The sequence below is a fragment of the Streptomyces sp. NBC_01431 genome, assembly GCF_036231355.1.
GTDB lineage: Bacteria > Actinomycetota > Actinomycetes > Streptomycetales > Streptomycetaceae > Streptomyces.
On the sequence record NZ_CP109496.1, the window covers coordinates 6,292,124 to 6,317,101 of the forward strand.

25 protein-coding genes and 1 rRNA gene are annotated in these 24,978 nt (G+C 69.7%); 16 read left to right on the forward strand and 10 right to left on the reverse strand.

The annotated features are described in order from the left end of the window. The first annotated feature begins 2 nt into the window (after window positions 1-2). Window positions 3-764: an enoyl-ACP reductase FabI gene (gene fabI / locus OG522_RS28705; RefSeq protein ID WP_329465917.1), complete on the forward strand. Its 762-nt coding sequence runs from the start codon at window positions 3-5 to the stop codon at window positions 762-764. A 130-nt stretch (window positions 765-894) separates the two neighbouring features. After that, a complete protein-coding gene (locus OG522_RS28710) occupies window positions 895-1,269 on the forward strand; it encodes a hypothetical protein (protein ID WP_443074759.1) in 375 nt (124 codons plus the stop codon). Window positions 1,270-1,276: 7 nt separating this feature from the next. Here the strand turns inward: OG522_RS28710 and OG522_RS28715 are convergent, their stop codons facing one another. Further along, window positions 1,277-1,960 carry a FadR/GntR family transcriptional regulator gene (locus OG522_RS28715; protein WP_329465918.1) on the reverse strand — a complete coding sequence of 228 codons (684 nt, stop codon included), beginning with the start codon at window positions 1,958-1,960 and terminating at the stop codon, window positions 1,277-1,279. Between the two features lie 150 nt (window positions 1,961-2,110). Here OG522_RS28715 and OG522_RS28720 point away from each other — a divergent pair, with 150 nt between their 5' ends. The 4 genes from OG522_RS28720 (at window position 2,111) to OG522_RS28735 (ending at window position 4,555) form a co-directional block, all read left to right on the forward strand. Beyond that, complete coding sequence (locus OG522_RS28720; RefSeq protein ID WP_329465919.1) at window positions 2,111-3,397, forward strand: CynX/NimT family MFS transporter; 1,287 nt, start codon at window positions 2,111-2,113, stop codon at window positions 3,395-3,397. A 30-nt stretch (window positions 3,398-3,427) separates the two neighbouring features. Continuing rightward, window positions 3,428-3,544, forward strand: a complete 117-nt coding sequence (locus OG522_RS28725) for an SGM_5486 family transporter-associated protein (protein ID WP_329465920.1) — start codon at window positions 3,428-3,430, stop codon at window positions 3,542-3,544. A gap of 201 nt (window positions 3,545-3,745) precedes the next feature. After that, entirely contained in the window at window positions 3,746-3,952 is a 207-nt protein-coding gene (locus OG522_RS28730; RefSeq protein ID WP_329465921.1) for a hypothetical protein, read from the forward strand. Between the two features lie 84 nt (window positions 3,953-4,036). Then, window positions 4,037-4,555, forward strand: a complete 519-nt coding sequence (locus OG522_RS28735) for a SixA phosphatase family protein (RefSeq protein ID WP_329465922.1) — start codon at window positions 4,037-4,039, stop codon at window positions 4,553-4,555. Window positions 4,556-4,665: 110 nt separating this feature from the next. Here the strand turns inward: OG522_RS28735 and serB are convergent, their stop codons facing one another. Continuing rightward, window positions 4,666-5,907, reverse strand: coding sequence for a phosphoserine phosphatase SerB (serB, locus tag OG522_RS28740; protein WP_329465923.1), 1,242 nt, complete (start codon window positions 5,905-5,907; stop codon window positions 4,666-4,668). A 108-nt stretch (window positions 5,908-6,015) separates the two neighbouring features. Beyond that, window positions 6,016-7,617: a streptophobe family protein gene (locus OG522_RS28745; protein ID WP_329465924.1), complete on the reverse strand. Its 1,602-nt coding sequence runs from the start codon at window positions 7,615-7,617 to the stop codon at window positions 6,016-6,018. A gap of 348 nt (window positions 7,618-7,965) precedes the next feature. On the opposite strand from OG522_RS28745, the gene OG522_RS28750 reads away from it, so the two are divergent. Next, window positions 7,966-10,509, forward strand: a complete 2,544-nt coding sequence (locus OG522_RS28750; protein ID WP_329465925.1) for an ABC transporter ATP-binding protein/permease — start codon at window positions 7,966-7,968, stop codon at window positions 10,507-10,509. A gap of 80 nt (window positions 10,510-10,589) precedes the next feature. Here the strand turns inward: OG522_RS28750 and OG522_RS28755 are convergent, their stop codons facing one another. From OG522_RS28755 to OG522_RS28765, 3 genes are all read right to left on the reverse strand, one after another. Next, window positions 10,590-11,261: a transglycosylase SLT domain-containing protein gene (locus OG522_RS28755; RefSeq protein WP_329465926.1), complete on the reverse strand. Its 672-nt coding sequence runs from the start codon at window positions 11,259-11,261 to the stop codon at window positions 10,590-10,592. A 269-nt stretch (window positions 11,262-11,530) separates the two neighbouring features. Next, a complete protein-coding gene (locus OG522_RS28760; RefSeq protein WP_329465927.1) occupies window positions 11,531-12,610 on the reverse strand; it encodes an S-adenosylmethionine:tRNA ribosyltransferase-isomerase in 1,080 nt (359 codons plus the stop codon). Continuing rightward, window positions 12,607-13,368, reverse strand: a complete 762-nt coding sequence (locus OG522_RS28765) for an SDR family NAD(P)-dependent oxidoreductase (protein ID WP_329465928.1) — start codon at window positions 13,366-13,368, stop codon at window positions 12,607-12,609. The genes OG522_RS28760 and OG522_RS28765 overlap by 4 nt, the downstream gene beginning before the upstream one ends. Before the next feature lie 212 nt (window positions 13,369-13,580). Here OG522_RS28765 and OG522_RS28770 point away from each other — a divergent pair, with 212 nt between their 5' ends. The 3 genes from OG522_RS28770 to OG522_RS28780 all read left to right on the forward strand — a co-directional run bounded on the left by OG522_RS28770 (window position 13,581) and on the right by OG522_RS28780 (window position 15,805). After that, on the forward strand, window positions 13,581-14,780 hold the full coding sequence (locus OG522_RS28770; RefSeq protein WP_329465929.1) for a GAF domain-containing sensor histidine kinase: 1,200 nt from the start codon (window positions 13,581-13,583) through the stop codon (window positions 14,778-14,780). Next, on the forward strand, window positions 14,773-15,417 hold the full coding sequence (locus OG522_RS28775) for a response regulator transcription factor (RefSeq protein ID WP_329465930.1): 645 nt from the start codon (window positions 14,773-14,775) through the stop codon (window positions 15,415-15,417). The genes OG522_RS28770 and OG522_RS28775 overlap by 8 nt, the downstream gene beginning before the upstream one ends. A 142-nt stretch (window positions 15,418-15,559) precedes the next feature. Continuing rightward, window positions 15,560-15,805 (forward strand): chaplin, encoded by a 246-nt coding sequence (locus OG522_RS28780; RefSeq protein WP_329465931.1) that lies wholly within the window; start codon window positions 15,560-15,562, stop codon window positions 15,803-15,805. 80 nt (window positions 15,806-15,885) lie between these two features. Here the strand turns inward: OG522_RS28780 and OG522_RS28785 are convergent, their stop codons facing one another. Further along, window positions 15,886-16,674 (reverse strand): hypothetical protein, encoded by a 789-nt coding sequence (locus OG522_RS28785; protein WP_329465932.1) that lies wholly within the window; start codon window positions 16,672-16,674, stop codon window positions 15,886-15,888. Window positions 16,675-16,821: 147 nt separating this feature from the next. On the opposite strand from OG522_RS28785, the gene OG522_RS28790 reads away from it, so the two are divergent. The 4 genes from OG522_RS28790 to OG522_RS28805 all read left to right on the forward strand — a co-directional run bounded on the left by OG522_RS28790 (window position 16,822) and on the right by OG522_RS28805 (window position 20,018). Next, window positions 16,822-17,613, forward strand: coding sequence for an ABC transporter ATP-binding protein (locus OG522_RS28790; protein WP_329465933.1), 792 nt, complete (start codon window positions 16,822-16,824; stop codon window positions 17,611-17,613). A gap of 47 nt (window positions 17,614-17,660) precedes the next feature. Beyond that, entirely contained in the window at window positions 17,661-18,089 is a 429-nt protein-coding gene (locus OG522_RS28795; protein ID WP_329465934.1) for an NfeD family protein, read from the forward strand. A gap of 83 nt (window positions 18,090-18,172) precedes the next feature. Beyond that, window positions 18,173-19,123, forward strand: coding sequence for an SPFH domain-containing protein (locus OG522_RS28800; RefSeq protein WP_329465935.1), 951 nt, complete (start codon window positions 18,173-18,175; stop codon window positions 19,121-19,123). A gap of 121 nt (window positions 19,124-19,244) precedes the next feature. Further along, a complete protein-coding gene (locus OG522_RS28805) occupies window positions 19,245-20,018 on the forward strand; it encodes a sulfite exporter TauE/SafE family protein (RefSeq protein WP_329465936.1) in 774 nt (257 codons plus the stop codon). Between the two features lie 69 nt (window positions 20,019-20,087). Here the strand turns inward: OG522_RS28805 and OG522_RS28810 are convergent, their stop codons facing one another. The 3 genes from OG522_RS28810 to OG522_RS28820 form a co-directional block, all read right to left on the reverse strand. After that, window positions 20,088-20,603, reverse strand: coding sequence for an HNH endonuclease (locus tag OG522_RS28810; RefSeq protein WP_329465937.1), 516 nt, complete (start codon window positions 20,601-20,603; stop codon window positions 20,088-20,090). 179 nt (window positions 20,604-20,782) lie between these two features. After that, complete coding sequence (locus OG522_RS28815) at window positions 20,783-21,319, reverse strand: YbhB/YbcL family Raf kinase inhibitor-like protein (RefSeq protein WP_329465938.1); 537 nt, start codon at window positions 21,317-21,319, stop codon at window positions 20,783-20,785. A 56-nt stretch (window positions 21,320-21,375) separates the two neighbouring features. Beyond that, the gene (locus tag OG522_RS28820; protein ID WP_329465939.1) at window positions 21,376-22,158 is read right to left on the reverse strand and encodes a sporulation protein; all 783 of its coding nucleotides are present in this window, start codon (window positions 22,156-22,158) and stop codon (window positions 21,376-21,378) included. Between the two features lie 94 nt (window positions 22,159-22,252). Here OG522_RS28820 and OG522_RS28825 point away from each other — a divergent pair, with 94 nt between their 5' ends. After that, on the forward strand, window positions 22,253-22,894 hold the full coding sequence (locus tag OG522_RS28825; protein ID WP_329467772.1) for a DNA-3-methyladenine glycosylase: 642 nt from the start codon (window positions 22,253-22,255) through the stop codon (window positions 22,892-22,894). A 551-nt stretch (window positions 22,895-23,445) separates the two neighbouring features. Beyond that, a 16S ribosomal RNA gene (locus OG522_RS28830) occupies window positions 23,446-24,971 on the forward strand. Window positions 24,972-24,978 lie beyond the last annotated feature (7 nt).

Consider the following 24,978-nt stretch of genomic DNA (forward strand, 5'->3'; position numbering starts at 1 on the left):
CCATGAGCGGAATTCTCGACGGCAAGCGCATCCTCATCACGGGTGTGCTGATGGAGTCCTCCATCGCCTTCCACGCGGCCAAGGTCGCGCAGGAGCAGGGCGCGGAGATCATCCTCACCGCGTTCCCGCGGCCCACCCTCACCGAGCGCATCGCCAAGAAGCTCCCCAAGCCCGCCAAGGTCATCGAGCTCGACGTGACCAACCAGGAGCACCTGGACCGGCTGGCCGGTCTGGTCAAGGACGAGCTCGGCGGTCTGGACGGCATCGTCCACTCGATCGGCTTCGCCCCGCAGGGCGCCTTCAACTTCCTGGAGGCGAGCTTCGAGGACGTCGCGACCGCGATGCACGTCTCGGCGTACTCCCTGAAGTCGCTCACCATGGCCTGCCGCCCGCTGATGCCGAACGGCGGCTCCGTCGTCGGCCTCACCTTCGACGCGCAGTTCGCCTGGCCGAAGTACGACTGGATGGGCCCGGCCAAGGCCGCCCTTGAGGCGACCTCCCGCTACCTCGCCCGCGACCTGGGCAAGGAGAACTTCCGCTGCAACCTGATCTCGGCCGGACCGATCGGCTCGATGGCCGCCAAGTCCATCCCGGGCTTCGCGGACCTCGCCGACGTGTGGAACACCCGCTCCCCGCTGGAGTGGAACATGGCCGACCCGGAGCCGGCGGGCCTCGGCATCGTCGCGCTGCTCTCGGACTTCTTCCCGAAGACCACCGGCGAGATCATCCACGTCGACGGCGGCGTGCACATGATGGGCGCGTAACGCCCGTACGCACCCGAGCGGCCGCCCACCGGACCCTTCCGGTGGGCGGCCGCCGTGCGTGGACCGCGACTTCCCCGCAGACTGATCGAAACGGATATGCCGGACGGTTGGCTGGGGAGGAGGTGGGGGTGTGCGCCCCCTGTGCGTGGGACAGCGCCGGGCCCTGGCCCTGCTGTTCCTCCTGCTCGCGGCGGCGGCGGGGCTCGCCACCCCCTCGGCGGTGCGGGCCGCCACCGCGCCCGCTCCGGCGCCCCCCGCGGCGCCGCCCGAGCCGTTCGGCGCCGACTGCCAGACCTCCGTACGGGGCTCCCATGTGACCGCGTACTGCCACAACCCCTATCCGGACGCCGACCGGGTGCGGCTGCACACCGACTGCGCGCTGTGGTGGGACATCGACGCGGACGCGGCGCCCGTGGAGGTGGGCCCCGCGCAGACCGTCAGACTCACCGATCGCTGCTGGAAGGACGTCCGCGCGGTCTGGGTGACCCACGAGAAGGTCCCGTGACCGCTGTTCAGCGGTCTTCGAGCCGGTCCCGCACACAGTTGAAGGCGTGGGCGGCGGCCTCCGTGGCGGCCGTCTCGGCGTCGCCCGTGCGGATCGCGTCGACCATCCGGGCGTGGTCCATGTGGTTGTTCGGCGTCATGTCGAGTCCCACGTCGTCGCGCAGCCAGTCGCGCAGCAGATGCCCGAGGTCGGCGTAGAGCTCGGTCAGTACGTCGTTGTGCGAGGCGGCGACGACGGCCAGGTGCAGGGTGGCGTCGGCCGCGACGAAGGCCTCCCGGTCGCCGGAGGCCCAGGCCTCCTCGCGCCGGTCGAGGAGCGTGTCCAACTGCTTGAGCTCCCGCTCGGTACGCCGCCGCGCGGCCAGCCGGGCCGCCGACGACTCCAGCGTGGAGCGCAGCTCGGCCACGTGACGCGGGTCGGCGTCGGCGAACCGGCGGTGCATCACACCGGCCAGCTCACTGGTGGCCACCACATACGTCCCCGAGCCCTGCCGGATGTCGAGCAGGCCGTTGTGCGCCAGGGCGCGGACCGCCTCGCGGACCGTGTTGCGCGCCACCCCGAGCTGCTCGACCAGTTCGGGCTCGGTCGGGATCCGCGCGCCGACCGGCCACTCGCCCGAGGTGATCTGGTTGCGCAACTGCGCGATCACCTGGTCGGCGAGGGCGGACCGCCGGGGAGAGCTGAGCGTCATGGTGCTCCAGTGCGAGAAGGGGCGAGAAGGGGTGAGGCGGGTGGGACGGGTGACAAAGGCGAGAAGCGTAAGGGACTGCGCGGGACGGCTGCGAAAACGAGGTGGTGCACGATTGGACAACCAATCATCCCATGATTCTATGATGGCACCATGTCCGACGAAGAGACCACCACGCTGAGCCCCGCGCCCCCCGTCCGCGCCGAGACCCCGCACACCCCCACCGGTGCGAGCCGGGCACAGTCGTGGACGCGCCGGCTCGTACCGCTCGCGCTGGTGCTCGCCGCGGTCAACCTGCGCCCCGCCATCACCAGCCTCGGGTCGCTGATGAAGGAAGTCACCGGCGGCCTGCACATGAGCGGCGGCATCGCCGGCGTGCTGACCTCCGTACCGGCGTTCTGCTTCGCCCTCTTCGGCATCATGGCGCCGCGGCTCGCCCGCCGCTTCGGCCCCGGCGCCGTCGTCCTCGCGGGCATGGCCGCGATCACCACCGGACTGCTCCTGCGCTCCCTGGCGGGCGGCACCACAACCTTCCTCGCGGCCAGCGTCCTCGCCCTGATGGGCATAGCCCTGAGCAACGTCCTGATGCCGGTCATCGTCAAGCGGTACTTCCCCGACCGGGTCGGTTCCATGACCGGCCTCTACTCGATGGCACTCGCCGCGGGCACCTCGCTCGCCGCCGTCACCACCGTGCCCATCACCGATGCGCTGGGCGGCAGTTGGCGCCGGGGCCTCGGCATCTGGGCGCTGCTCGCCGTCGTCGCCGTGGCCGTCTGGATCCCGCTGGCACGCGACCGCTCCGGGAACGAGACGCCGGCCCAAAGCACCCGGGCGCAGGCGGCGCCCGCGCTGCGCATCACCCGCAGCGGCACGGCCTGGGCGCTGGCCTGCTTCTTCGGACTCCAGGCGACCGGCGCCTACATCACCATGGGCTGGATGCCGACGATCTTCCGCGACGCGGGCGTCTCGGCCGGCACCGCGGGCCTGCTGCTCTCCATCACCATGGTCATGGGCGTGCCGCTCGGCTTCGTCATCCCGTGGCTGGTCAACCGGCTGCCCCGGCAGGGCCCCATCGTCGTCACGCTCGGCACCTGCGGGCTGGCCGGCTACGCCGGGCTCTACTTCGCACCGGCCACCGGCGCCTGGGCCTGGGCGCTGCTCCTCGGCATCTCCAACTGCGCCTTCCCGCTGGCCCTCACGATGATCAGCAAGCGCTCGCGGACCGGCGCGGGCGTCGTGCGGCTCTCCGCCTTCGCGCAGTGCGTCGGCTACCTCCTCTCCATCCCGGGCCCCCTCCTGGTCGGCGTCCTGCACGACCGCAGCGGCGGCTGGGACCTGCCCATCGCCCTGATGGCGGCGCTGATGGTGCCCCAGATCGCCGTCGGCATCCTGGCCGGCCGCGACCGTACGATCGAGGACGAAGCCGGGGTCGGGCGATAGCGGGCGATACCGGGGTGCGACACTGACCGCATGCCAGTGCTCGAACCGAATCCGCAGGACAGCCACAAGAAGCTCCTTCTCGTGCTCGGCGCGATGCTCGCCGTCACGATCGTCGTCGCCGTCATCGCGACGCTCGCCTCCCCCTGACCGACCCCCTCCCGACCCCGGATCGTCCTCGCGCGGTCGATGGTGGGGCTAGCCCCACCATCCCCTAGGGGGCCAGGGTCAGGGTTGAGTGGGTGGGTCACCGGATGGGACCGGGCCCGCCGAATCCGTAGGTTTTCAGGTACAGCGACGAACGCCCCGTTCGTCGGCGGAATTCGTACCCGGAACCACACGGAGGCGGCCATGTCGGCCCACCCGCACACCAGGTCCTCCCACCCGGCCGCCGGTGGCGTCGACTTCAGGCTGCCGTGGTGGGCGGTCGTACTGCCCGCGATCGCGTTCGGTGTGCTCCTCACGCTCATCATCGGATCGGGCGACACCCAGGCCGTCTCCGGTGACGGCACCCTCAGCCACCTCGTCGACCGGGTCCAGCAGAGCCTGTCCCGCTAGGGCCGGAGCCCCCTTTATCACGCCGGTGGGGGAGCCCTTCGCCGTCCTGCGCCCGGGGCCGTCATTCATGCGAAGCTGGGAGACATGAGCGTCGACACACCCCGCAGGATCGTCCTCCTCCGGCACGCGAAGGCCGACTGGGACCAGCAGTCAGACCACGAACGGCCGCTCGCCGAGCGAGGGCGGAAGGACGCCCCCGTCGCCGGCCGCCGGCTGGCCACCTCAGGCATCTCCATCGACCTTGCCCTCTGCTCCACCGCGGTCAGGACCCGCGAGACCTGGAAGCTCGCCGTCCAGGAACTGCCGCAGCGCCCCAAGACGGTGTACGAGGAGAGGCTGTACGAGGCCTCGCTCGGCGAACTGCTCGCGCTGCTCAACGAGACCCCCGACGACGTCGCCGACCTGCTGCTCATCGGGCACAACCCCGGGATGCACGCGCTGGCCGACGCGCTCGCGGGGGAGACCGAGGGCGATGTGCTGTCGCGGATGAACCGCAGCGGCTTCCCGACCTCCGCCTTCGCCGTGGTCACCTTCACCGGCTCCTGGAAGTCCGTCGAGCACGGCGTCGGCAAGCTCGTCGACTTCTGGGCCCCGCACGCCTGACCCGCCCGCCCGTGACGCGGTGAAGGCCCCGGCGCACGTGCGCACCGGGGCCTTCGCCGCGTCCGGACGTATCCGGAACGTCGTATCCGGACGTCGTATCCCCACGCCGCTCAGTCGACGAGGCCGTCCGCCGCCTCGACCTCTTCGCGGGTGATGCCGAGCAGGTACAGCACGGTGTCGAGGAAGGGCACGTTCACCGCGGTGTGCGCGGCCTCGCGGACCATCGGCTTGGCGTTGAAGGCGACGCCGAGGCCGGCCGCGTTCAGCATGTCCAGGTCGTTGGCGCCGTCACCGATCGCCACCGTCTGCGCCAGCGGCACCCCGGCCTCGGCCGCGAACTCGCGCAGCAGCCGCGCCTTCCCGGCCCGGTCCACGATCTCGCCCGTGACCCGGCCGGTGAACGTGCCGTCCTTGATCTCCAGGGTGTTGGCGGACGCGAAGTCGAGCCCGAGCTGCTCCTTGAGGCCGTCGGTGACCTGGGTGAACCCGCCCGAGACGACGCCGACCTGATAGCCCAGCGCCTTGAGGGTGCGGATCAGGGTCCGGGCACCAGGTGTGAGGCGGACCTCGGCGCGCACCTTGTCCACCACCGAGGCGTCCAGGCCCTTGAGCAGCGCCACCCGCGCGTGCAGCGACTGCTCGAAGTCCAGCTCGCCGCGCATCGCGGCGGCGGTCACTTCGGCGACCTCCTCCTCGCAGCCGGCATGCGCGGCGAAGAGCTCGATCACCTCGTCCTGGATCAGTGTGGAGTCCACGTCCATCACGACGAGCCGCTGGGCCCGCCGGTGCAGCCCCGCCGAGACGACTGCCACGTCCACCCCGAGGGCGGCCGCCTCGGTCGCAAGCGCGGTGCGCAGCGGCGCCGTCTCCACGCCGGACACGGCGAACTCCACGGCGGTGACCGGGTACTTGGCGAGCCGGAAGATGCGGTCGATGTTGCCGCCGGTGGCGGTGATGCTGGCCGCTATGGCCGCCGTGGACTCGGCGGTGAGCGGATGACCCAGCACGGTGACATGCGAACGGCCGCTGCCGCGCGGCCTGTTGTCGCCGATACCGGAGATGATCTCCGCCTGGAGCCTTAGTGACTCGGCCCAGCTGTGCACGGTGGCCCGCAGCTCGCCCGCGGAGGCCACGGTCGGCTCGGTGACGAGCACGCACAGCACGAGACGGCCACGGGAGACGACCTGCTCGATGTCCACGACATCGACGGCGTAGGCGGCGAGGGTGTCGAAGAGCCCGGCGGTGATGCCGGGACGGTCCTTACCGAAGATCTTGACGAGGAGGGTGGGTACGTCAGAGCTCTGACCGGCGTCGGAGGTCTGGCCGGCGGGGGGCAGGGGCGATGGCGTCATGGTGCTTCCACCGTATCCGCCCGCCGCTCCTGTCTCACATCCTGTCCCGCCCTGCGGACATCCCAGGCGCCTTGTACGGCCCTGCCTCGGCGGACCGCGGCCGCCCGGTCAGCGGCGGCCCCGTGGCGTTCCCGGCGGGGGTGGCGGGCCCTCGTACGGGGGCCTGCGCGGCCGGGGCCCGGTCGGCGGGCGGTCGCGGGGGCCGGGCAGCGTGGGGGAGCCGTGCAGCCCCGGCGGCAGCTTCAGATACGGGTTGGTGGCGGGGTTCGGCGGGCGGTAGGGCGGCGCCGGGTTGTACGGGCCCGGCGCCCCCGCCGTCTCCTCGCCCGGCCCCGGTACGCCGGCCGCCTCGCTCGCGAGGTGCGCGGCCCGCCGTCCGGCCGCCCCCGCCACCCGGGCGAGCAGCGCCCCGGCCGCCCCGGCCGCGGCCCCCCACGCGGCCCCGAGGGCCAGTGCGAGCCCCGCGTTCCCGTGCAGCTCGATGCCGGCCCCGAACGCGTCGAACCCCAGCACCGACAGCGAGGCGTTCGCGGACACGCCGGTCAGCCACACCATCAGCGGCAGGGCGAGCGCGGTGGCCCCGGCGAGCGCCAGCGCGCACCTCCCCGTGAACGCGCCGGGGGAGCGCCCGTACACCGGTGTACGCGCCGCGGCGAGCACTCCCGCGTACAGCATCAGTACGGACGTCGCGACGGCCAACACCCATATCCTGCCGTCGAGTTGAGCCAGCCGCCCCAGTGTCACCGCCTGGTCGTCCCCGACGCCGAGCAGTTTGTCGAGCGGGTCGGGGAGCAGCGTGGTGAGGGTGCCGGTGGCCCGGCCGTTCCACGGTACGAACAGCCCCAGCGGGATCGCGAGCCACACCCCGTTCGGGGCGCCGAGCAGCGCGGCGCCCGCTATCCGCCGTGGGTGGGCGTCGCCTACCGCCGCATACGCGGCCGCCGCGAACCCTGCCGCGACCGCCACGAGGACCACCGCAACCAGCGCCGACACCGCGGGCCGCGCCACCCGGTGCAGCGCCTCCCAGCCGCGTGGCAGCGGGGAGCGGCGCGAGGCGAGCAGGGCGATCACCAGCACCCCGGCCACCCAGCACGCCGCGCCCACCAGCGAACGGGCGGCATCGACGCTGAAGCCGACCCGCGCCCTGGCGTCCGCCAGGGCGGCGAGCCGGCCCGGCAGCAGGCCGCCGAGGTCCCCGAGGCCGGGGATTCCCGAGGTGCCCGGAACCTTCACCTCGCCCAGGCCGAGTTGGCCGCCGTCGATCGTGATGAGGTCGTGACCGGCCCAGGCGAGTCCGCCGATGACGGCGACGAACAGGACGGCCACCGCCGCCGCGCGCGCCGCCAGCTCCGCACCCGGGATCCAGCCGCCGGCGGCCCGCAGGGAGTGGAGGAAGAACCAGGCGAGCAGGACCGCGCCCGCGAGAGCGACCCCCAGTGGCGTGAAATCGACGGCGGTGTCGGCCTGGGCGCCGCTCAGACCGAACGCCGAGACGTCGCCGGTCGGCGTCACTGAGCCGCCCGCCCCCAGCACCACCACGGCGGCCGTCATCGGCCCCAGCGCCCCCGCCGCGTCCGCCCCGAGCAGATGCAGGCCGAGCGCCGCCGTCCCCGCCATCGCGACCAGAGCCCAGCTCACCGCGGCGATCGAGGCCAGGACGACATCGCCCCACCGGATCGCGGCCCAGCCGCTGTTGCCGCTCACGCTCATCAGGACCCCCCGACAAGAACCGACTTGCCCCTATTTACGAGAAGAGAGCATGTTGATCCGTTTCCCAAGCTATTTATGGGTGGACATCATGATCCGTACGCACTCGTGGGCGCTTACTACTCTCGGGGGGTGTTTGGCCCACGTCAACGGGCGGGCGTCGGAAGCCTGTTGCGCGCCCGGGACAGGACTGTGCACGGTCTGTGCACGTAATTCACAAGGCCCGGGTTTCGGATACGAGCTCGGGCCTGAAATAGTTCCCCACGATGTTCACCATCCCTAGACTTCCTGTGTCGGGAGTCACAGGCCTCCGGTGCGGAGGTCTTTCGGGGGACGACAAGTGGGGCTGGAGTGCCGGAACTCGTACTGGAATTGAATGGCAGCACCTGGACGCTCGACGCGTCCAGGTCGTACACCCTGGGACGTGATCCGCAGGGCGACCTCGTCGTGGACGACGCCAGAGTCTCGTGGCGGCATGCCACGATCAGCTGGAGCGGCCGCAGTTGGGTCATCGAGGACCACGGATCCACCAACGGCACCTATGTGCAGGGCCAGCGAATCCACCAGATGGAAATCGGCCCCGGCTCCGCGGTCCACCTCGGCAACGCGACCGACGGTCCGCGGCTGAACCTGTCCGGTGCCGCGGCGGCCGCCTACGCGCCGCCCGCCTCGGCCCAGCAGGCTCAGGCGGCGCCTGTGCAGCAGCCTCAGCAGGGCGGGTGGGCTCAGCAACAGCAGCAGCCCCAGCCGCCGCAGCAGGCCCAGCAGGCGCAGGTCCCGCAGCAGTCGTGGCAGCAGCCGCAGCCGCCGCAGGCCCAACAGCAGCCCCCACAGCCGCAGTTCCCGCAGCAGGGTGGCGCGGCGGGCGCTCCGCCCGCCTACGGGGACCGCAGTCCGACCACCTTCCACCACCTGTCGCTCGGCCGGGTCATGCGCATCGGCCGTGCGCTCGAGAACGAGCTGGTCGTCTCCGACCTCCAGGTCTCGCGCCACCACGCGGAGTTCCACGCGACTCCCGACGGCCGCATGGAGATCCGCGACCTCGGTTCGCACAACGGCACCTACGTCAACGGCCAGCCCGTCGCCAAGTCGGGCAGCCAGCTGCTCGCGCCCAACGACATCGTCGGCGTTGGTCACTCGACCTTCCGCATCGTCGGTGACCGGCTCGAAGAGTTCGTCGACACCGGTGACGTCTCCTTCTCCGCCCGCCACCTCACGGTGACGGTCGACGGCGGCAAGGACATCCTCAAGGACGTCTCCTTCGGCGTCCCCGAGAAGTCCCTCATCGCGGTCATCGGCCCCTCGGGCTCCGGAAAGTCCACTCTCCTCAAGGCGCTCACCGGCTACCGGCCCGCCAACAAGGGCGACGTCCTCTACGACAACCGGAACCTGTACAAGCAGTTCGCCGAGCTGCGCCAGCGCATCGGTCTGGTCCCGCAGGACGACATCCTGCACAAGGAGCTGACCGTCAAGAAGGCGCTGAAGTACGCGGCCAAGCTGCGCTTCCCCGCCGACACCACCGAGAACGAGCGCCAGCAGCGCATCGACGAGGTGCTGCGCGAGCTCAAGCTGGACATCCACAAGGAGAAGAAGGTCACCTCCCTCTCCGGTGGCCAGCGCAAGCGCGTCTCGGTGGCTCTGGAGCTCCTGACCAAGCCGTCGCTGATCTTCCTGGACGAGCCCACCTCGGGCCTCGACCCGGGCATGGACCGCGACGTCATGCAGCTGCTCCGCGGCCTCGCGGACGACGGCCGCACGGTCCTGGTGGTCACCCACTCGGTGGCCGAGCTCGCCATCTGCGACAAGCTCCTGGTGATGGCGCCGGGCGGATCGGTCGCCTACTTCGGTCCCCCCGAGGAGGCGCTGAACTTCTTCGGCTACAGCACCTGGGCCGATGTCTTCTCCGCCTTCGAGAGCTACCGCGACTACGACTGGGCGGGCCGCTGGAAGGGCTCGCAGCACTACCAGATGTACGCCGCGGACATCGACGCCGTGGCCCCGCAGTCGGTGCAGATGCCGCCGGCCCAGGCGATGAAGCCGCCGAAGCCGCAGGGCTGGGTCTCCCAGCTGTGGACGCTGATGCGCCGCTACGTGTCGGTCATCGCCTCGGACAAGGGCTTCCTCGCCCTGTCGGTGGCGCTGCCCGCGGTCATCGGCTCGGTGAGCGTCGTCATCCCGGCGAAGTTCGGCCTCGCGCCGCCCACGCCGCCGTCCCGGTTCAACGGCGACGCCGGCACGATCATGCTGATCCTCGCGGTCGGCATGTGCTTCTCGGGCGCCGCCAACTCCGTACGAGAACTGATCAAGGAACGGGTCATCTACGAACGGGAACGGGCCACCGGCCTGTCCCGCTCGGCGTACCTGATGTCCAAGATCCTGGTTCTCGGCGTCATCACGGCCTTCCAGGGCGTGATCCTCTGCGTCATCGGCTTCTCGACCCGCAAGCTGCCCGCCGAGGGTCTGGTGATGCCGCCCGCGGTCGAGATGTGCCTCGTCGTGATCGCGCTCGGCTTCACCTCGATGATGTTCGGCCTGATCATCTCGGCGCTGGTGAAGACCTCCGAGAAGACGATGCCGCTCCTGGTCATGTTCGCCATCGTCCAGGTCGTCTTCACCGGCATCCTCTTCAAGGTGTACGACTCGGTCGGCCTTGAGCAGTTCGCCTGGCTGATGCCGTCGCGCTGGGCCATCGCGGGCGTCGGCACGACGCTCGACCTGTCCCACCTGATGGGGCCGATGGACCAGAACGACCCGACCAACCTCGACCCGCTGTGGAAGCACGACGTCGCGCAGTGGTTCACCGACATCTCGGTGCTGCTCGTCATCGGCGTCGCCCTCGGCTTCGTGGTCGTGCGCCTGCTGCGCCGCCACGAGCCCGAGGTCATGCGCAAGTAGCCCGCGCCTGACGACGCGAGAAGGGCGGCACCCCGCACGGGGTGCCGCCCTTCGGCGTCGTGTACGCCGCCCTGCGTCGCTCAGTAGGCGCTGTTGACGTTGTCCATCGAGCCGTACTTGTCGGCCGCGTAGTTGGCGGCGGCGGTGATGTTGGCGACCGGGTCGTAGATGTTCCACGAGGTGCCGGGCACGTGGTACGCGTTGAAGGTCGGCTGGATGACCTGGAGCAGGCCCTTCGACGGGACGCCGTTGATGGCGTTGATGTCCCAGCCGTTGATGGCGTTGGGGTTGCCGGTCGACTCGCGCATGATGTTGCGGTGCAGACCGTCGTAGGTGCCCGGGATGCCCTTGCTCTTCATGATGTCGAGGGACTGGCGGATCCAGCCGTCGAGGTTGTTGGCGTACACCGGCTTGCGGGCGGCGGAGCGGCTGGCGGCGGCGGCCTGCTCGCGCTGCTTCGCCGCGGCCTCGGCCTTCGCCTTGGCGTCCGCCGCGGCCTTGGCCGTCGCGGCGTCCTTGGCCTGCTTGGCCGCGGTCACCTGCTGCTTGGAGATGGACTCCGAGACCGTCTTGGTGCTCACGACGGTGGCCGAGAAGCCGGCCGGCTCGGCGGCCATGGCCTCGCCCGACGTACCCGTTGCGGGAAGAACCGTGAGAGCGAGAGCGGCGGCGCCGAGGGCGGCGACACCGGCAATCGAGATCTTGTGCGTCTGGGTGAGACGACTATGACCAAGGTTGCTGAACTCGGGCATGGCGGTTGGACCTCTTCCGAATGACGTGGGACGGCGCACCGAAGCGCCGCGGCGGTTGGCCGCAGCGCTGTGCGACGGGAGTCATTGTTAGCGGTCGCAAAATCGCGTGGCAAAGGTGCTACATACGAAGCCGGGTAGTGGATCAGGGGCCCGCGAAAGGCGCCTCGTACCCACTCTCGCCCCGCTCACACCGCCCTTATTTGTCCACTAGTGAGCTTCGTAAGTGATGTGCGTCCTATGCGCGGGCTCACATCGGGCACGCAGCAGTCTCACCGATCGTTGCTGTAGCAATGCATAGCGTGAGGGTTCTCGTCCGGAAGTATGAGGTGGACGTCGCCGAACTCATGCCATAGGTAGCGCTGCCTCAACGCCTGGTCGTAGGCGACGGCCAGCGCATCGCGCCCCGCGATCGCCTCCAGCATCAGAAGGTGCGAGGCCTCCGGCTCGTGCAGCCCGGTCAGCAGGCCGTCCACGACCCGCACCCCGCGCTCCGGTGTCACCACGAGATCTGTCCACCCCGACGCCTTCCGTACCACCCCGTCGGGCCCGGTCGCCGATTCGAGGGCCCGCACCGCCGTCGTACCCACGGCCACGATCGCGCCTCCGCCCGCCTTCGCCGCGTTCACCAGACGCGCCGTGGCCCGCGGCACCTCGAAGCGCTCCGGGTACGGCGGCTCGTGTGCCTCCGCCGACGCCACCCCCGTGTGCAGGGTGACCGGCGCGAACTGCACGCCCCGCCGCACCAGCTCCGCGACCAGCTCGACGGTGAAGGGCCGCGCCGCGCTCGGCATCTCCGCCGAGCCCAGGCCGCCGGGCGCGGGCAGCGCGAACACCGTCTGGTACGCGGCCAGCGGCTGGTCCCGCTCGGTGTAGCCGTACCGGATGGGCCGCCCGTGCCGGTGCAGCAGCCCCGGTACATCAGCCGCCGACGCCCGCGCCCACCACAGGCGGTCCGGGCTCAGCGCCTCGTCCAGGACCAGCCGCTCCCCGCCGGGCAGCGCCACGACCGTCCCCGCGAGGTCCCCGGTCCGCCGCCGCGTACTCCCCGAGGCGAGGGGAGTACGCAGCTCCACCGCCCAGCGCCCGTCGGACCCCAGCGTGGAGAAGTGCACCACCACCGGCCGCCCCGTCGCCGTGCCGTCCACCGCGGCGGGCAGCGTCTGCGAGGTGTTGACGACGAGCACGTCACCGGCCCGCAGCCGGTCCGCGAGATCGCGGAAGGCGTGATGGGACACCGCCCTTCCGCGCGACACCATCAGCCGCACGTCGTCCCGCCCCGCGCCGCGCACCTCCGCCGGCACCGAAGCGAGCAGCCCGTCCGGCACCCGCACCACCATGCGCACCGTCATCGCGCTTCCTCGACGAGAGAGCGACCGGCAGGAGAGGCATCGGCAAAAGAGGCGTCGACAAGAGGGGCGTCCGCAAGAGAGGGGGCGGAGTAGCGCCCGCTCGCGGGCCGCTCGTCGAGCAGCCGCAGGAACCCCGGGACCACCGTCGCGGGCTCCGGCCTGCCGGAGTCGTCGTCCCATGGTGCCGCCGCCGCGTACAGATCAGTCCGCATGTCCCCCGGGTCCACCGCCCACACCCGCAGTGCCGGCTCCTCCACGGCGAGCACCGCCGCCAGCTGGTCGAGCGCCGCCTTCGAGGCCCCGTACCCGCCCCACGTCTCGTACGCCTCGGCCGCCGCGTCCGAGCTGACCGCGGCCACCGCGCCCGCCGCGGACGCCCGCAACAGCCCCAGCGCCTCCTGCACCAGACCGAGCGCCGCCACGACATTCGTCTCCAGCGCCGCCCGCAGGCCCGCCAGGTCCAGTGCGTCCAGCCTTACGAGCGGCTCGGCGCCCAGCGCGGACGCGTTGTTCACCAGCAGATCGAGACCGCCCAGCTCCCGCGCCGCCGCCACCAGCTCCGCGCGATGCCCGGGATCGGTGACGTCGCCGGGCAGCGCCACGACCCGCGTCCCGTACTCCTTCAGTCCGCGGACCGCCTCCTCCAGTACGGGCGCGGTCCTGGCGTCGAGCACCAGGTCCCAGCCCCGCTCGGCCAGCGCCCCGGCGAGCGCGCGCCCCAGGCCCTTCGAAGCCCCCGTGATGATCGCAACCGGCATGATGCCCAGCCCCTCTGTCCCGCGACGAGCTTTCGTCGGTGTCCGTCGGCGCGGGTGCGCCGACGTGCCTTCAGCGTGGCGCCGGGCCGGTCGCGGCCGCCTCGGACGCGGGCCCCACCCCGACAAGGCACTTCGACCTAGGCCCGGGGACGCAGGCCGACACCGTCCACAGGCCGGGGCGGTCCGTCGTACCCCGCCGGTACGGTGACCACATGAGCCGTCCCCGACCCCTCCACCCGCTCCCAGCGGGGCAGAGCCCGTCGCCCAACGCGGGCCTCGCCGCCGTGAGCACCGCCCTGCTCGCGATGAGCCGGCACCTTGAGGTCGGGGACGTCCTGAAGACGATCACCGCGTCCGCGCGCGAACTGCTCGACGCCGAGTACGCGGCGCTCGGCGTGCCCGACGACCACGGCGGCTTCGCCCAGTTCGTGGTCGACGGCATCAGCGACGAGCAGTGGCGCGCGATCGGACCGCTGCCGCGCCAGCACGGCATCCTCGCCGCGATGCTCCACGAGGACCGGGCGGAACGCCTGGCCGACGTCCGCAAGGACCCCCGCTTCGAGGGCTGGCCCTCGGCCCACCCGGACATGTCGGACTTCCTCGGCATGCCGATCCGCGACGGCGACGAGACGATCGGCGCGCTCTTCCTCGCCAACAAGCGCTGCCCCAAGGTCTCCCCTTCCCGCAGGGGCGACCGCTGCGGCTTCACCGAGCACGACGAGGAACTGCTGCGCCTGCTCGCCCAGCACGCCGCGATCGCCCTCACCAACGCCCGCCTGTACGAGCGCAGCCGTGAGCTCACCATCGCCGAGGAGCGCTCCCGGCTCGCCCACGAGCTGCACGACGCGGTCAGCCAGAAACTCTTCTCGCTGCGCCTGACCGCCCAGGCCGCGGCCGCCCTTGTCGACCGGGACCCGGCCCGTGCCAAGGGCGAGCTCCAGCAGGTCGCCGCCCTCGCCGCCGAGGCCGCCGACGAACTGCGCGCCGCCGTCGTGGAGTTGAGGCCTGCGGCCCTGGAGGAGGACGGCCTGGTGAACACGCTGCGCACCCAGATCCACGTCCTTGACCGGGCCCACGCGGCCCGCGTCACCTTCGACAACCGCGGGGTCAGGGCGCTGCCCCCGGCCCAGGAGGAGGCCCTGCTGCGGGTCGCCCAGGAGGCCCTGCACAACGCGCTGCGCCACTCCGGCGCCGACCGGGTCGACGTCGTCCTGGCGAGGCACGGGGCGGGCGCGGTCCTGCGCGTCACCGACAACGGCAGTGGCTTCGAGCCGAGGGCGGTGCGCCGGGCCGGCCGTCATCTGGGCCTGGTCTCGATGCGGCACCGGGCGTCCGGCGTCGGCGGCAGGCTGACCGTGCAATCGGCACCCGGCGAGGGCGCCACGATCGAAATGGAGGTCCCCGGTGGCTGACAAGGTGATCAGGGTCCTGCTCGTGGACGACCATCAGGTGGTCCGGCGGGGACTGCGGACCTTCCTCGAAGTGCAGGACGACATAGAGGTGGTGGGGGAGGCCTCCGACGGCGCCGAGGGCGTGGCCCGCGCCGAGGAGCTGAAGCCGGACGTCGTCCTGATGGACGTCAAGATGCCGGGCATGGACGGGATCGAGGCGCTGCGCAAGCTCCGCGAGCTCGCCAACCCGGCCAGGGTCCTCATCGTCACCAGCTTCACCGAGCAGCGCACGGTGGTCCCCGCGCTGCGCGCCGGCGCCTTCGGCTACGTATACAAGGACGTCGACCCGGACGCGCTGGCCGGAGCGATCCGCTCGGTGCACGCCGGACACGTACTGCTCCAGCCCGAAGTCGCGGGCGCCCTGCTCGCCCAGGACGACGGGCACGGCGGCACCGGCCGCGGCTCCACGCTCACCGAGCGGGAGAAGGAGGTCCTCGCGCTGATCGCGGACGGCCGCTCCAACCGGGAGATCGCCCGTGCGCTGGTCCTCTCCGAGAAGACCGTCAAGACGCACGTCTCGAACATCCTGATGAAGCTGGACCTCGCCGACCGCACGCAGGCCGCGCTCTGGGCCGTACGGCACGGGGTTACCGGCTGACACACACAGTGAAGCGGACCGTCATGGTCCGATTAAAGATTCATACCGTCGTGTGTATGTCACCCACATAGCGCATCCCCTGGGGCCGCCGGGCGTTCTTCATGACGTGCCGCGGCGGCTGGTCGCGGCGATGACCAGGAGGATGCAGAACATGAAGCTCAACAAGGCTCTCGCCGTCACCGTGCTCGCCGGCGGGGCCCTCGTCGCCGCGACCGGTGCCGCCTCCGCCGACGGGGTGGCCAACGGCAAGGCCGAGCACTCCCCGGGCGTCGTCTCGGGCAACCTGGCACAGGTGCCGGTGCACGTCCCGGTGAACGTCGCGGGCAACACGATCAACGTGGTCGGTCTCCTGAACCCGGCCTTCGGGAACGAGAGCACCAACCACTGACCGGCCTCGCGCCCACGCAGTGACGATCGGCCCCCGGGTTCCAACCCGGGGGCCGATCCCGTGCCGGGGCCGGCCCGGACTCACCTTCTGCGCTCCCGCTCCTCCACGTACGCGTTGTACGCCGCGACCCTGGCCCGCCTGGCCACCCGCTCCACCGGGCGCAGCGCCTCCCCCCGCGCCGCGATCTCCGAGGCGCTCACCGCACCCCCGTGGCCACTGTCGTACGCGATCGCGACCAGCAATCCGACCCGCCGGGCCAGCTCAAGCACCCGTACCGCACGCGGCGGATAGCCGGGGGCCAGCACCTCCTCGTCGGGGCCCTCGGCCCGCGCCCGGTACGCGTCGATCGCGGCCGCCGCGGAAGGACCCGAGCCCGCCACATCGAGCCGGGTCAAGGCGGTCGTCGCGTCCCGCAGCGCCTCCGCCAGCTCCCGCTCCGCCTCCCCGAGCGAGGGCACGTCCGCCGGCGGCGCCTCGCGCACCGCCAGACAGTGCCAGAGGACCTCGGCATGCACATCACCGGCCGGCCCCACCTCGTACACCTCCGGGACCAGCCCGTACGGCGCCCCGAACCCGACCACCGCCTCCTCGGCGTCGAGCGCCCGCGCGTTGAACTCCGCGGGACCGCTGAGCCCCAGCGGATGCCCCGCCATAGGCAGCGCCACCCGCCAGCCGCTCACCCCGAGCGTGCGCAGCCGCCCGAGCGCCAGCGTGAGCCCCACCGGCGCGGATTCACCGGGCAGCCCCTCCACGCGGTGCACCGCGTCGTCCCCGACGATCGCGAGCGCCGCGTCGTCCGGAGAAACATTTCCGGCCAACAGGGCATTTCCCCAAGCGGCCAGCCGACCTGAACGTGGTTCCGAGAACATGCCCCAAGCCTAGGGAACCCCCGCTACCGGACCTAAGGGCAGGATCACTTCGCCAGTGGCGTAGGTTTTCCCCTGGGGCCGCGCCCACAGGCGCCCCCGATCGGCACTCGCGAACTCAAGACGATGGCATGGGGAGACAACGCGCTCATGAGCGATGTACTGGAGCTGGTGGACGTATCCGTGGTCCGCGACGGACGCGCTCTGGTGGACGACGTCTCCTGGTCGGTCAAGGAAGGTGAGCGCTGGGTCATCCTCGGTCCCAACGGCGCCGGCAAGACCACCCTCCTCAACATCGCCTCCAGCTACCTCTTCCCGAGCACCGGCACCGCCAAGATCCTCGGTGAACAGCTCGGCAAGGTCGACGTGTTCGAGCTGCGCCCCCGCATCGGAGTGGCCGGCGTCGCCATGGCCGACAAGCTCCCCAAGCGCCAGACCGTCCTTCAGACGGTGCTCACCGCCGCCTACGGCATGACCGCCACCTGGCAGGAGCAGTACGACGCCGTCGACGAGGACCGTGCCCGCGCCTTCCTCGACCGGCTCGGCATGACCGACTTCCTGGACCGCAAGTTCGGCACGCTCTCCGAGGGCGAGCGCAAGCGCACCCTCATCGCCCGCGCCATGATGACCGACCCCGAGCTCCTCCTCCTCGACGAGCCCGCCGCCGGCCTCGACCTCGGTGGCCGCGAGGACCTCGTGCGGCGCCTGGGCCGGCTGGCCCGCGACCCGTACGCCCCCTCGATGGTCATGGTCACCCACCACGTCGAGGAGATCGCCCCGGGCTTCACCCACGTCCTCATGATCCGCCAGGGCAAGGTGCTCGCGGCCGGCCCCATGGAGACCGAACTGACCTCCCGCAACCTCTCCCTCTGCTTCGGGCTCCCGCTGCTCGTCGAGCACCGAGGCGACCGCTACACCGCGACCGGCCTCCCGCTCGGCTGACCAGCGCGCACTGTTGGGGAGAGTCGACCCCGACCTACCATGGCCTGGTGGACATCGAGGCATGGATCTGGTGGCTGGTGGTCGCGGCCGGCCTGGGCATCCCCCTTGTGCTGACCGTCATGCCCGAGTTCGGCATGATGGCGGTCGGCGCGGTGGCCGCCGCGATCGGGGCAGGCCTCGGCTTCGGCCCGGTCGCGCAGGTGCTCGTCTTCGTGGCCGTCTCCGTCGCGCTCATCGCGGTGGTACGCCCCATCGCCGCCCGCCACCGCCGTCAGAGCCCCCAACTCGCCACCGGAGTCGAGGCGTTGAAGGGCCGTCAGGCCGTCGTCCTCGAACGGGTCGACGCCCTCGGCGGCCGGATCAAACTGGCGGGTGAGGTCTGGTCCGCACGCACGCTCGACGAGAACGAGGTGTACGAACCGGGCCGCCAAGTCGATGTCGTCGAGATCGACGGAGCCACTGCCATCGTCATGTGAACCATGCCAGGATCATCATCCGGTCGGGAAATCTCCACCGGCTGCCAGGAGTTACCAAGCGCAAGAAGGGCACGGGGTACGCGATGTCAGCGATCATCATCGTCCTGATCATTCTGGTGGTGCTGGTCTTCATCGCCCTGATCAAGACAATCCAGGTCATTCCGCAAGCCAGCGCCGCGATCGTGGAGCGCTTCGGCCGCTACACGAGGACGCTCAACGCCGGACTGAACATCGTCGTCCCGTTCATCGACTCCATCCGCAACCGGATCGACCTCCGCGAACAAGTCGTGCCCTTCCCGCCCCAGCCGGTGATCACCCAGGACAACCTGGTCGTCAACATCGACACCGTCATCTACTACCAGGTGACCGACGCCCGCGCCGCGACCTACGAAGTCGCCAGCTACATCCAGGCCATCGAACAGCTCACTGTCACCACGCTCCGCAACATCATCGGCGGCATGGACCTGGAGCGGACCCTGACCTCGCGCGAGGAGATCAACGCGGCCCTGCGCGGCGTCCTCGACGAGGCCACCGGCAAGTGGGGCATCCGCGTCAACCGCGTCGAACTGAAGGCGATCGAGCCGCCCACCTCCATCCAGGACTCGATGGAGAAGCAGATGCGCGCCGACCGCGACAAGCGCGCCGCCATCCTCCAGGCCGAAGGTGTACGGCAGTCGGAGATCCTGCGTGCCGAAGGCGAGAAGCAGTCCGCGATCCTGCGTGCCGAAGGTGAGGCCAAGGCTGCCGCCCTGCGCGCGGAGGGCGAGGCACAGGCCATCCGTACCGTCTTCGAGTCGATCCACGCCGGCGACCCGGACCAGAAGCTGCTCTCCTACCAGTACCTCCAGATGCTGCCGAAGATCGCCGAGGGCGACGCCAACAAGCTCTGGATCGTGCCCAGCGAGATCGGCGACGCCCTCAAGGGACTCTCCGGCGCCTTCGGCAACCTGGGCGGCGGCATGCCCGGCTTCAACACCGGCGGCAACGCCGCCAACGCCCCCACCGAGCGCCGCGAGCAACCCCCCGTCGACTGACCGGGGTTGCCCCTGAGCAGTTGAACAGCAGAGGTTGACCGTTCCCTACACCGCTCATGCATGATCAGTGCGGCCCCTCGACCTCCATGGCGGGGAGGCGACTCACTGATTGTGTAAGGAGATGGCCTTGTCCATCTGGGAAGCACTCGCGGTCTTCGCCGCCGGAATCGGCGCGGGCACCATCAACACGATCGTCGGCTCAGGAACGCTCCTCACCTTCCCCGTCCTGCTGGCAACCGGCCTCCCCCCGGTCACGGCCAACGTCTCCAACGCACTCGGCCTGGTCCCCGGCTCCATCAGCGGAGCCATCGGCTACCGGCACGAACTACGCGGCCAGACCCGCCGGGTGCTCCGCCTCGGCGCCACCGCCCTGCTCGGCGGCCTCGCCGGGGCGGTCCTGCTGCTCGCCCTGCCGTCCAAGGCGTTCGACGCGATCGTCCCCGTCCTGGTCGGCGCGGCCCTGGTGCTCGTCCTGTTCCAGCCCCGCATATCGGCCGCCATCAGGCGCCGCCGCGAGGCCCGGGGCACCGAGGCCCACCCCGAAGGCGGCACCGCCCTCCTCGTCGGCCTCTTCTTCGCCAGCATGTACGGCGGCTACTTCGGCGCCGCCCAAGGCGTCCTCTACCTCTCCCTGATGGGCCTGCTGCTCCACGAGAGCCTTCAGCGCATCAACGCCGTCAAGAACATCCTCGGCGCCGTCGTCAACGGCATCGCCGCCGTCTTCTTCCTCTTCGTCGCCCACTTCGACTGGACCGCGGTCCTGCTCATCGCCGTCGGCTCGACCATCGGAGGCCAGATCGGCGCCAAGGTCGGCCGCCGCCTCAAGCCCGCCGTCCTGCGCGGCGTCATCATCGCCGTGGGCGTTGTCGCGATCCTCCAACTGACCCTCAAGTAGCGGCCGTACGCGTGCGAAAGAGCCCGCCCTCATCATGAAGGCGGGCTCCGCGCAAGGAAGTTGACCCCGTTACGCGGCCGGAACAGCGCCCGGAGCCAGCCACTCGGGCAGCTCGGAGCGGTCCGCGGCCGCCATCGCAAGGAGCATCGCATCGGCCGGAGACGGCACGAACGGCTGCCGCAGCAGAGGCATCCCGGCCTCCTGAGGCGTCCGGTCCGCCTTGCGGTGATTGTCCTCGGCACAGGACGCGACCGTGTTCAGCCACGCGTCCCGGCCACCCTGGGCCCGCGGCACCACGTGGTCCACGGTCGTCGCCCGCCGCCCGCAGTACGCGCACCGGTGCTGGTCTCTGATCAGCACCCCCCGTCTCGACCACGGAGCGTGTCTTCGGAACGGCACCCGTACGTACCGGCAGAGCCTGATCACCAACGGCACCGGTATGTCGACCGCCGCAGCGCGCATCCGCAGACCGGGATGAGACTGCTCGACCACGGCCTTGTCCTGGAGGACCAGCACCACAGCTCGGTTGAGCGTCACCGTCGACAGCGGCTCGAAGCTCGCGTTCAGTACAAGCGTGTCCCGCATCGTGCCCACCTCCGTAGTGCCGGCCCACTCCCTGGCGGGCTTGGATCAACTCTGGCCGGGCTCGCCACGATGGACAACGCAATATCCGTGCCGGCCCGAGGCGCCCCGGACCCCGCAACAGAAAAATGCCCTGCCCTGATCTCTCCAAGACCAGGGCAGGGCAAACGGAAAACGAACGCTCAGCTCTGCGCGGGAGCGGTGTACTCACCGATGAGCTGCGCACGACCGAGCGTGTGGAACCGCAGATTGAAACCGACCACGGCGGGCGAGGCCTCCGCGTCCGGACCCAGTTTCTCCGCGTCGACGGCGTACACCGTGAAGACGTACCGGTGGGTCTCGCCGGCCGGCGGCGCAGCGCCCCCGAAGTCCTTGGAACCGTAGTCGTTGCGCACCTGCACGGCCCCGGCCGGCAGCCCCTCGAACTTCCCGCTGCCCGCACCCGCCGGCAGCTCGGTCACCGAGGCCGGGATGTCGAACACCGACCAGTGCCAGAACCCGCTGCCGGTGGGCGCGTCCGGGTCGAAGCACGTCACCGCGAAGCTCTTGGTCCCCGCGGGGAAACCCTCCCAGCGCAGCTGCGGCGAGATGTTCCCGCCCCCGTAGACCTGGGCGTCCTTCAGCACGGCACCCGGTTCGACGTCCTCGCTCACCACGGTGAACGAGGGAACCTCGGGGTGGAAGTCGTGGGGAAGCGGCGGCCTCTTGAGCTCGCTCACGTCGGCACCTCCTGATTCGGCATCAACTGGTGACCCCGAGCGTAGATGCTGTCCCCCTAGAACCAGTTCCGACGCCCGCCGACCTCCGCCAGCCACTGGTTGAGGTAAGCCGCCCAGTCGGTCCCCTGGAAGTCGTGCAGCGAGACCCGGAACGAGCGATAGGAGTCACTGCCCTCGCTGAACAGCCCCGGCTTCTTGTCCATCTCCAGCACCACGTCCATCTCGCGATCGTCCGCGACGAACGACAGCTCCACCTGGTTCAGACCCCGGTACTGCGACGGCGGGTAGAACTCGATCTCCTGGTAGAAGGGCAACCGCTGACGCGTCCCGCTGATGTGCCCCTTCTCCATGTCCGCGCTCTTGAAGCGGAACCCCAGCTGGAGGAAGGCATCGAGGATCGCCTGCTGGGCGGGCAGCGGATGAACATGGACCGGGTCCAGATCGCCCGAGTCGAGCGCCCGCGCGATCTCCAGCTCGGTCGTCACCCCGATGTGCATGCCCCGCAGCTGCTGCCCGGCGACGGACGTGATCGGCGTCTCCCAGGGAATCTCAAGCCCGAACGGCACCACGTGCACCGCCCCCGCCCGTACGACGAAGGCCCCGCCGAGCCGCACCTTGGTGAACTCGATGTCCTGCTTGTGCTCGTGCTCACCGCCCTCGACCTCGACGCGCGCCTGAAGCCCCACCGACAGCCCCTCGATCTGCTGATCGACCGACCCGCCCTGGATCCGCACCTCGCCCTGGACGACCCCGCCGGGCACCACATTGGCCTCGGTCAGCTCGGTCTCCACCGACGCCCCGCCGGCTCCCAAGCTCGCCAGCAGCCGCTTGAACCCCATGCCAGTCCTTCCCATAGATCCGCTCGACCTCAAGGCCTACGAACGCACGACGACGATCTCCGGTTCCGGCCGCCCTCAAGTACGCTCGTACGGCATGATCGCGGCCACCGAACGTACGCCACTTCCCAGGAACTTCTTCGACCGCCCTGTCCTGGAGGTAGCCCCCGACCTCCTGGGCCGCACGCTGGTACGCCTGACTCCGGAAGGCCCTCTGGAACTGCGGCTGACGGAGGTGGAGGCGTACGACGGCCCCAACGACCCGGGCTCGCACGCCTTCCGCGGCCGAACGCCCCGCAACGACGTCATGTTCGGCCCACCCGGACACGCGTACGTCTACTTCACCTACGGGATGTGGCACTGCCTCAACCTGGTGTGCGGCCCCGAAGGCAGGGCGAGCGGGGTGCTGCTCAGGGCGGGGGAGTTCCGGGTGGGCGCCGAGTTGGCCCGCAAACGTCGACTCTCGGCCCGCCATGACAGAGAACTGGCCAAAGGACCGGCCCGGCTGGCCACCGCCCTCGATGTGGGCCGCCCACTGAACGGTACGGACGTCTGTGCCGGCCCGGACACCCCTCTCTCCGTCCTCGCTGGGACCCCTCCCCGTTCCGACCAGGTGCGGAGCGGTCCGCGTACCGGGGTGGGCGGTGACGGGGCCCCGCACCCCTGGCGCTTCTGGATCTCGGACGACCCCACGGTGAGCCCCTACCGGGCCCATCAGCCCAGGCGCCGCCGAACTTGACTCGGCCTCAAGGGCCGCCTAACGTAGCCCGAGCCGCTTGAGACGGGCCCTGCTGTTCAGCAACCCCAAGCGGCCATCCACTACCTACGATCGAACCCCAACGGGTGCGAATTTCGGCATGCCCGCAATTCGAACTCGAATGACTCGATTATGAGTAGCCGGGGAAACCCGCTAACGTAGTGGACACGCCGAAAGGGAAACGCGAAAGCGAATAACTCGAAGCGAACCCCAGTTCCGACGGGGAATCGGACGCGAAAGCGTCTGATAGAGTCGGGAACACGAAATACCGAAGGGAAGCGCCCGGAGGAAAGCCCGAGAGGGTGAGTACAAAGGAAGCGTCCGTTCCTTGAGAACTCAACAGCGTGCCAAAAGTCAACGCCAGATTGACAACCCCGTATCCGTTTCGGCGGATCGAGGTTCCTTTGAAAAGTCCTGTTCCGCTCTTGTGGTGGGCAGGCAACAACACAGCGAGGACGCTGTGGACGACCGGCCTTATTCCGGCTTGGTCGTCCCGCTCTTACGTGATGTGTGCACCCGATGACGGGTAAACATTCATGGAGAGTTTGATCCTGGCTCAGGACGAACGCTGGCGGCGTGCTTAACACATGCAAGTCGAACGATGAAGCCCTTCGGGGTGGATTAGTGGCGAACGGGTGAGTAACACGTGGGCAATCTGCCCTTCACTCTGGGACAAGCCCTGGAAACGGGGTCTAATACCGGATAACACTCCTCAGGGCATCTTGGGGGGTTAAAAGCTCCGGCGGTGAAGGATGAGCCCGCGGCCTATCAGCTTGTTGGTGGGGTGATGGCCTACCAAGGCGACGACGGGTAGCCGGCCTGAGAGGGCGACCGGCCACACTGGGACTGAGACACGGCCCAGACTCCTACGGGAGGCAGCAGTGGGGAATATTGCACAATGGGCGAAAGCCTGATGCAGCGACGCCGCGTGAGGGATGACGGCCTTCGGGTTGTAAACCTCTTTCAGCAGGGAAGAAGCGAAAGTGACGGTACCTGCAGAAGAAGCGCCGGCTAACTACGTGCCAGCAGCCGCGGTAATACGTAGGGCGCAAGCGTTGTCCGGAATTATTGGGCGTAAAGAGCTCGTAGGCGGCTTGTCACGTCGGATGTGAAAGCCCGGGGCTTAACCCCGGGTCTGCATTCGATACGGGCTAGCTAGAGTGTGGTAGGGGAGATCGGAATTCCTGGTGTAGCGGTGAAATGCGCAGATATCAGGAGGAACACCGGTGGCGAAGGCGGATCTCTGGGCCATTACTGACGCTGAGGAGCGAAAGCGTGGGGAGCGAACAGGATTAGATACCCTGGTAGTCCACGCCGTAAACGTTGGGAACTAGGTGTTGGCGACATTCCACGTCGTCGGTGCCGCAGCTAACGCATTAAGTTCCCCGCCTGGGGAGTACGGCCGCAAGGCTAAAACTCAAAGGAATTGACGGGGGCCCGCACAAGCAGCGGAGCATGTGGCTTAATTCGACGCAACGCGAAGAACCTTACCAAGGCTTGACATATACCGGAAACGGCTAGAGATAGTCGCCCCCTTGTGGTCGGTATACAGGTGGTGCATGGCTGTCGTCAGCTCGTGTCGTGAGATGTTGGGTTAAGTCCCGCAACGAGCGCAACCCTTGTTCTGTGTTGCCAGCATGCCCTTCGGGGTGATGGGGACTCACAGGAGACTGCCGGGGTCAACTCGGAGGAAGGTGGGGACGACGTCAAGTCATCATGCCCCTTATGTCTTGGGCTGCACACGTGCTACAATGGCCGGTACAAAGAGCTGCGATGCCGTGAGGCGGAGCGAATCTCAAAAAGCCGGTCTCAGTTCGGATTGGGGTCTGCAACTCGACCCCATGAAGTCGGAGTTGCTAGTAATCGCAGATCAGCATTGCTGCGGTGAATACGTTCCCGGGCCTTGTACACACCGCCCGTCACGTCACGAAAGTCGGTAACACCCGAAGCCGGTGGCCCAACCCCTTGTGGGAGGGAGCTGTCGAAGGTGGGACTGGCGATTGGGACGAAGTCGTAACAAGGTAGCCGTACCGGAAGGTGCGGCTGGATCACCTCCTTTCTAAGGA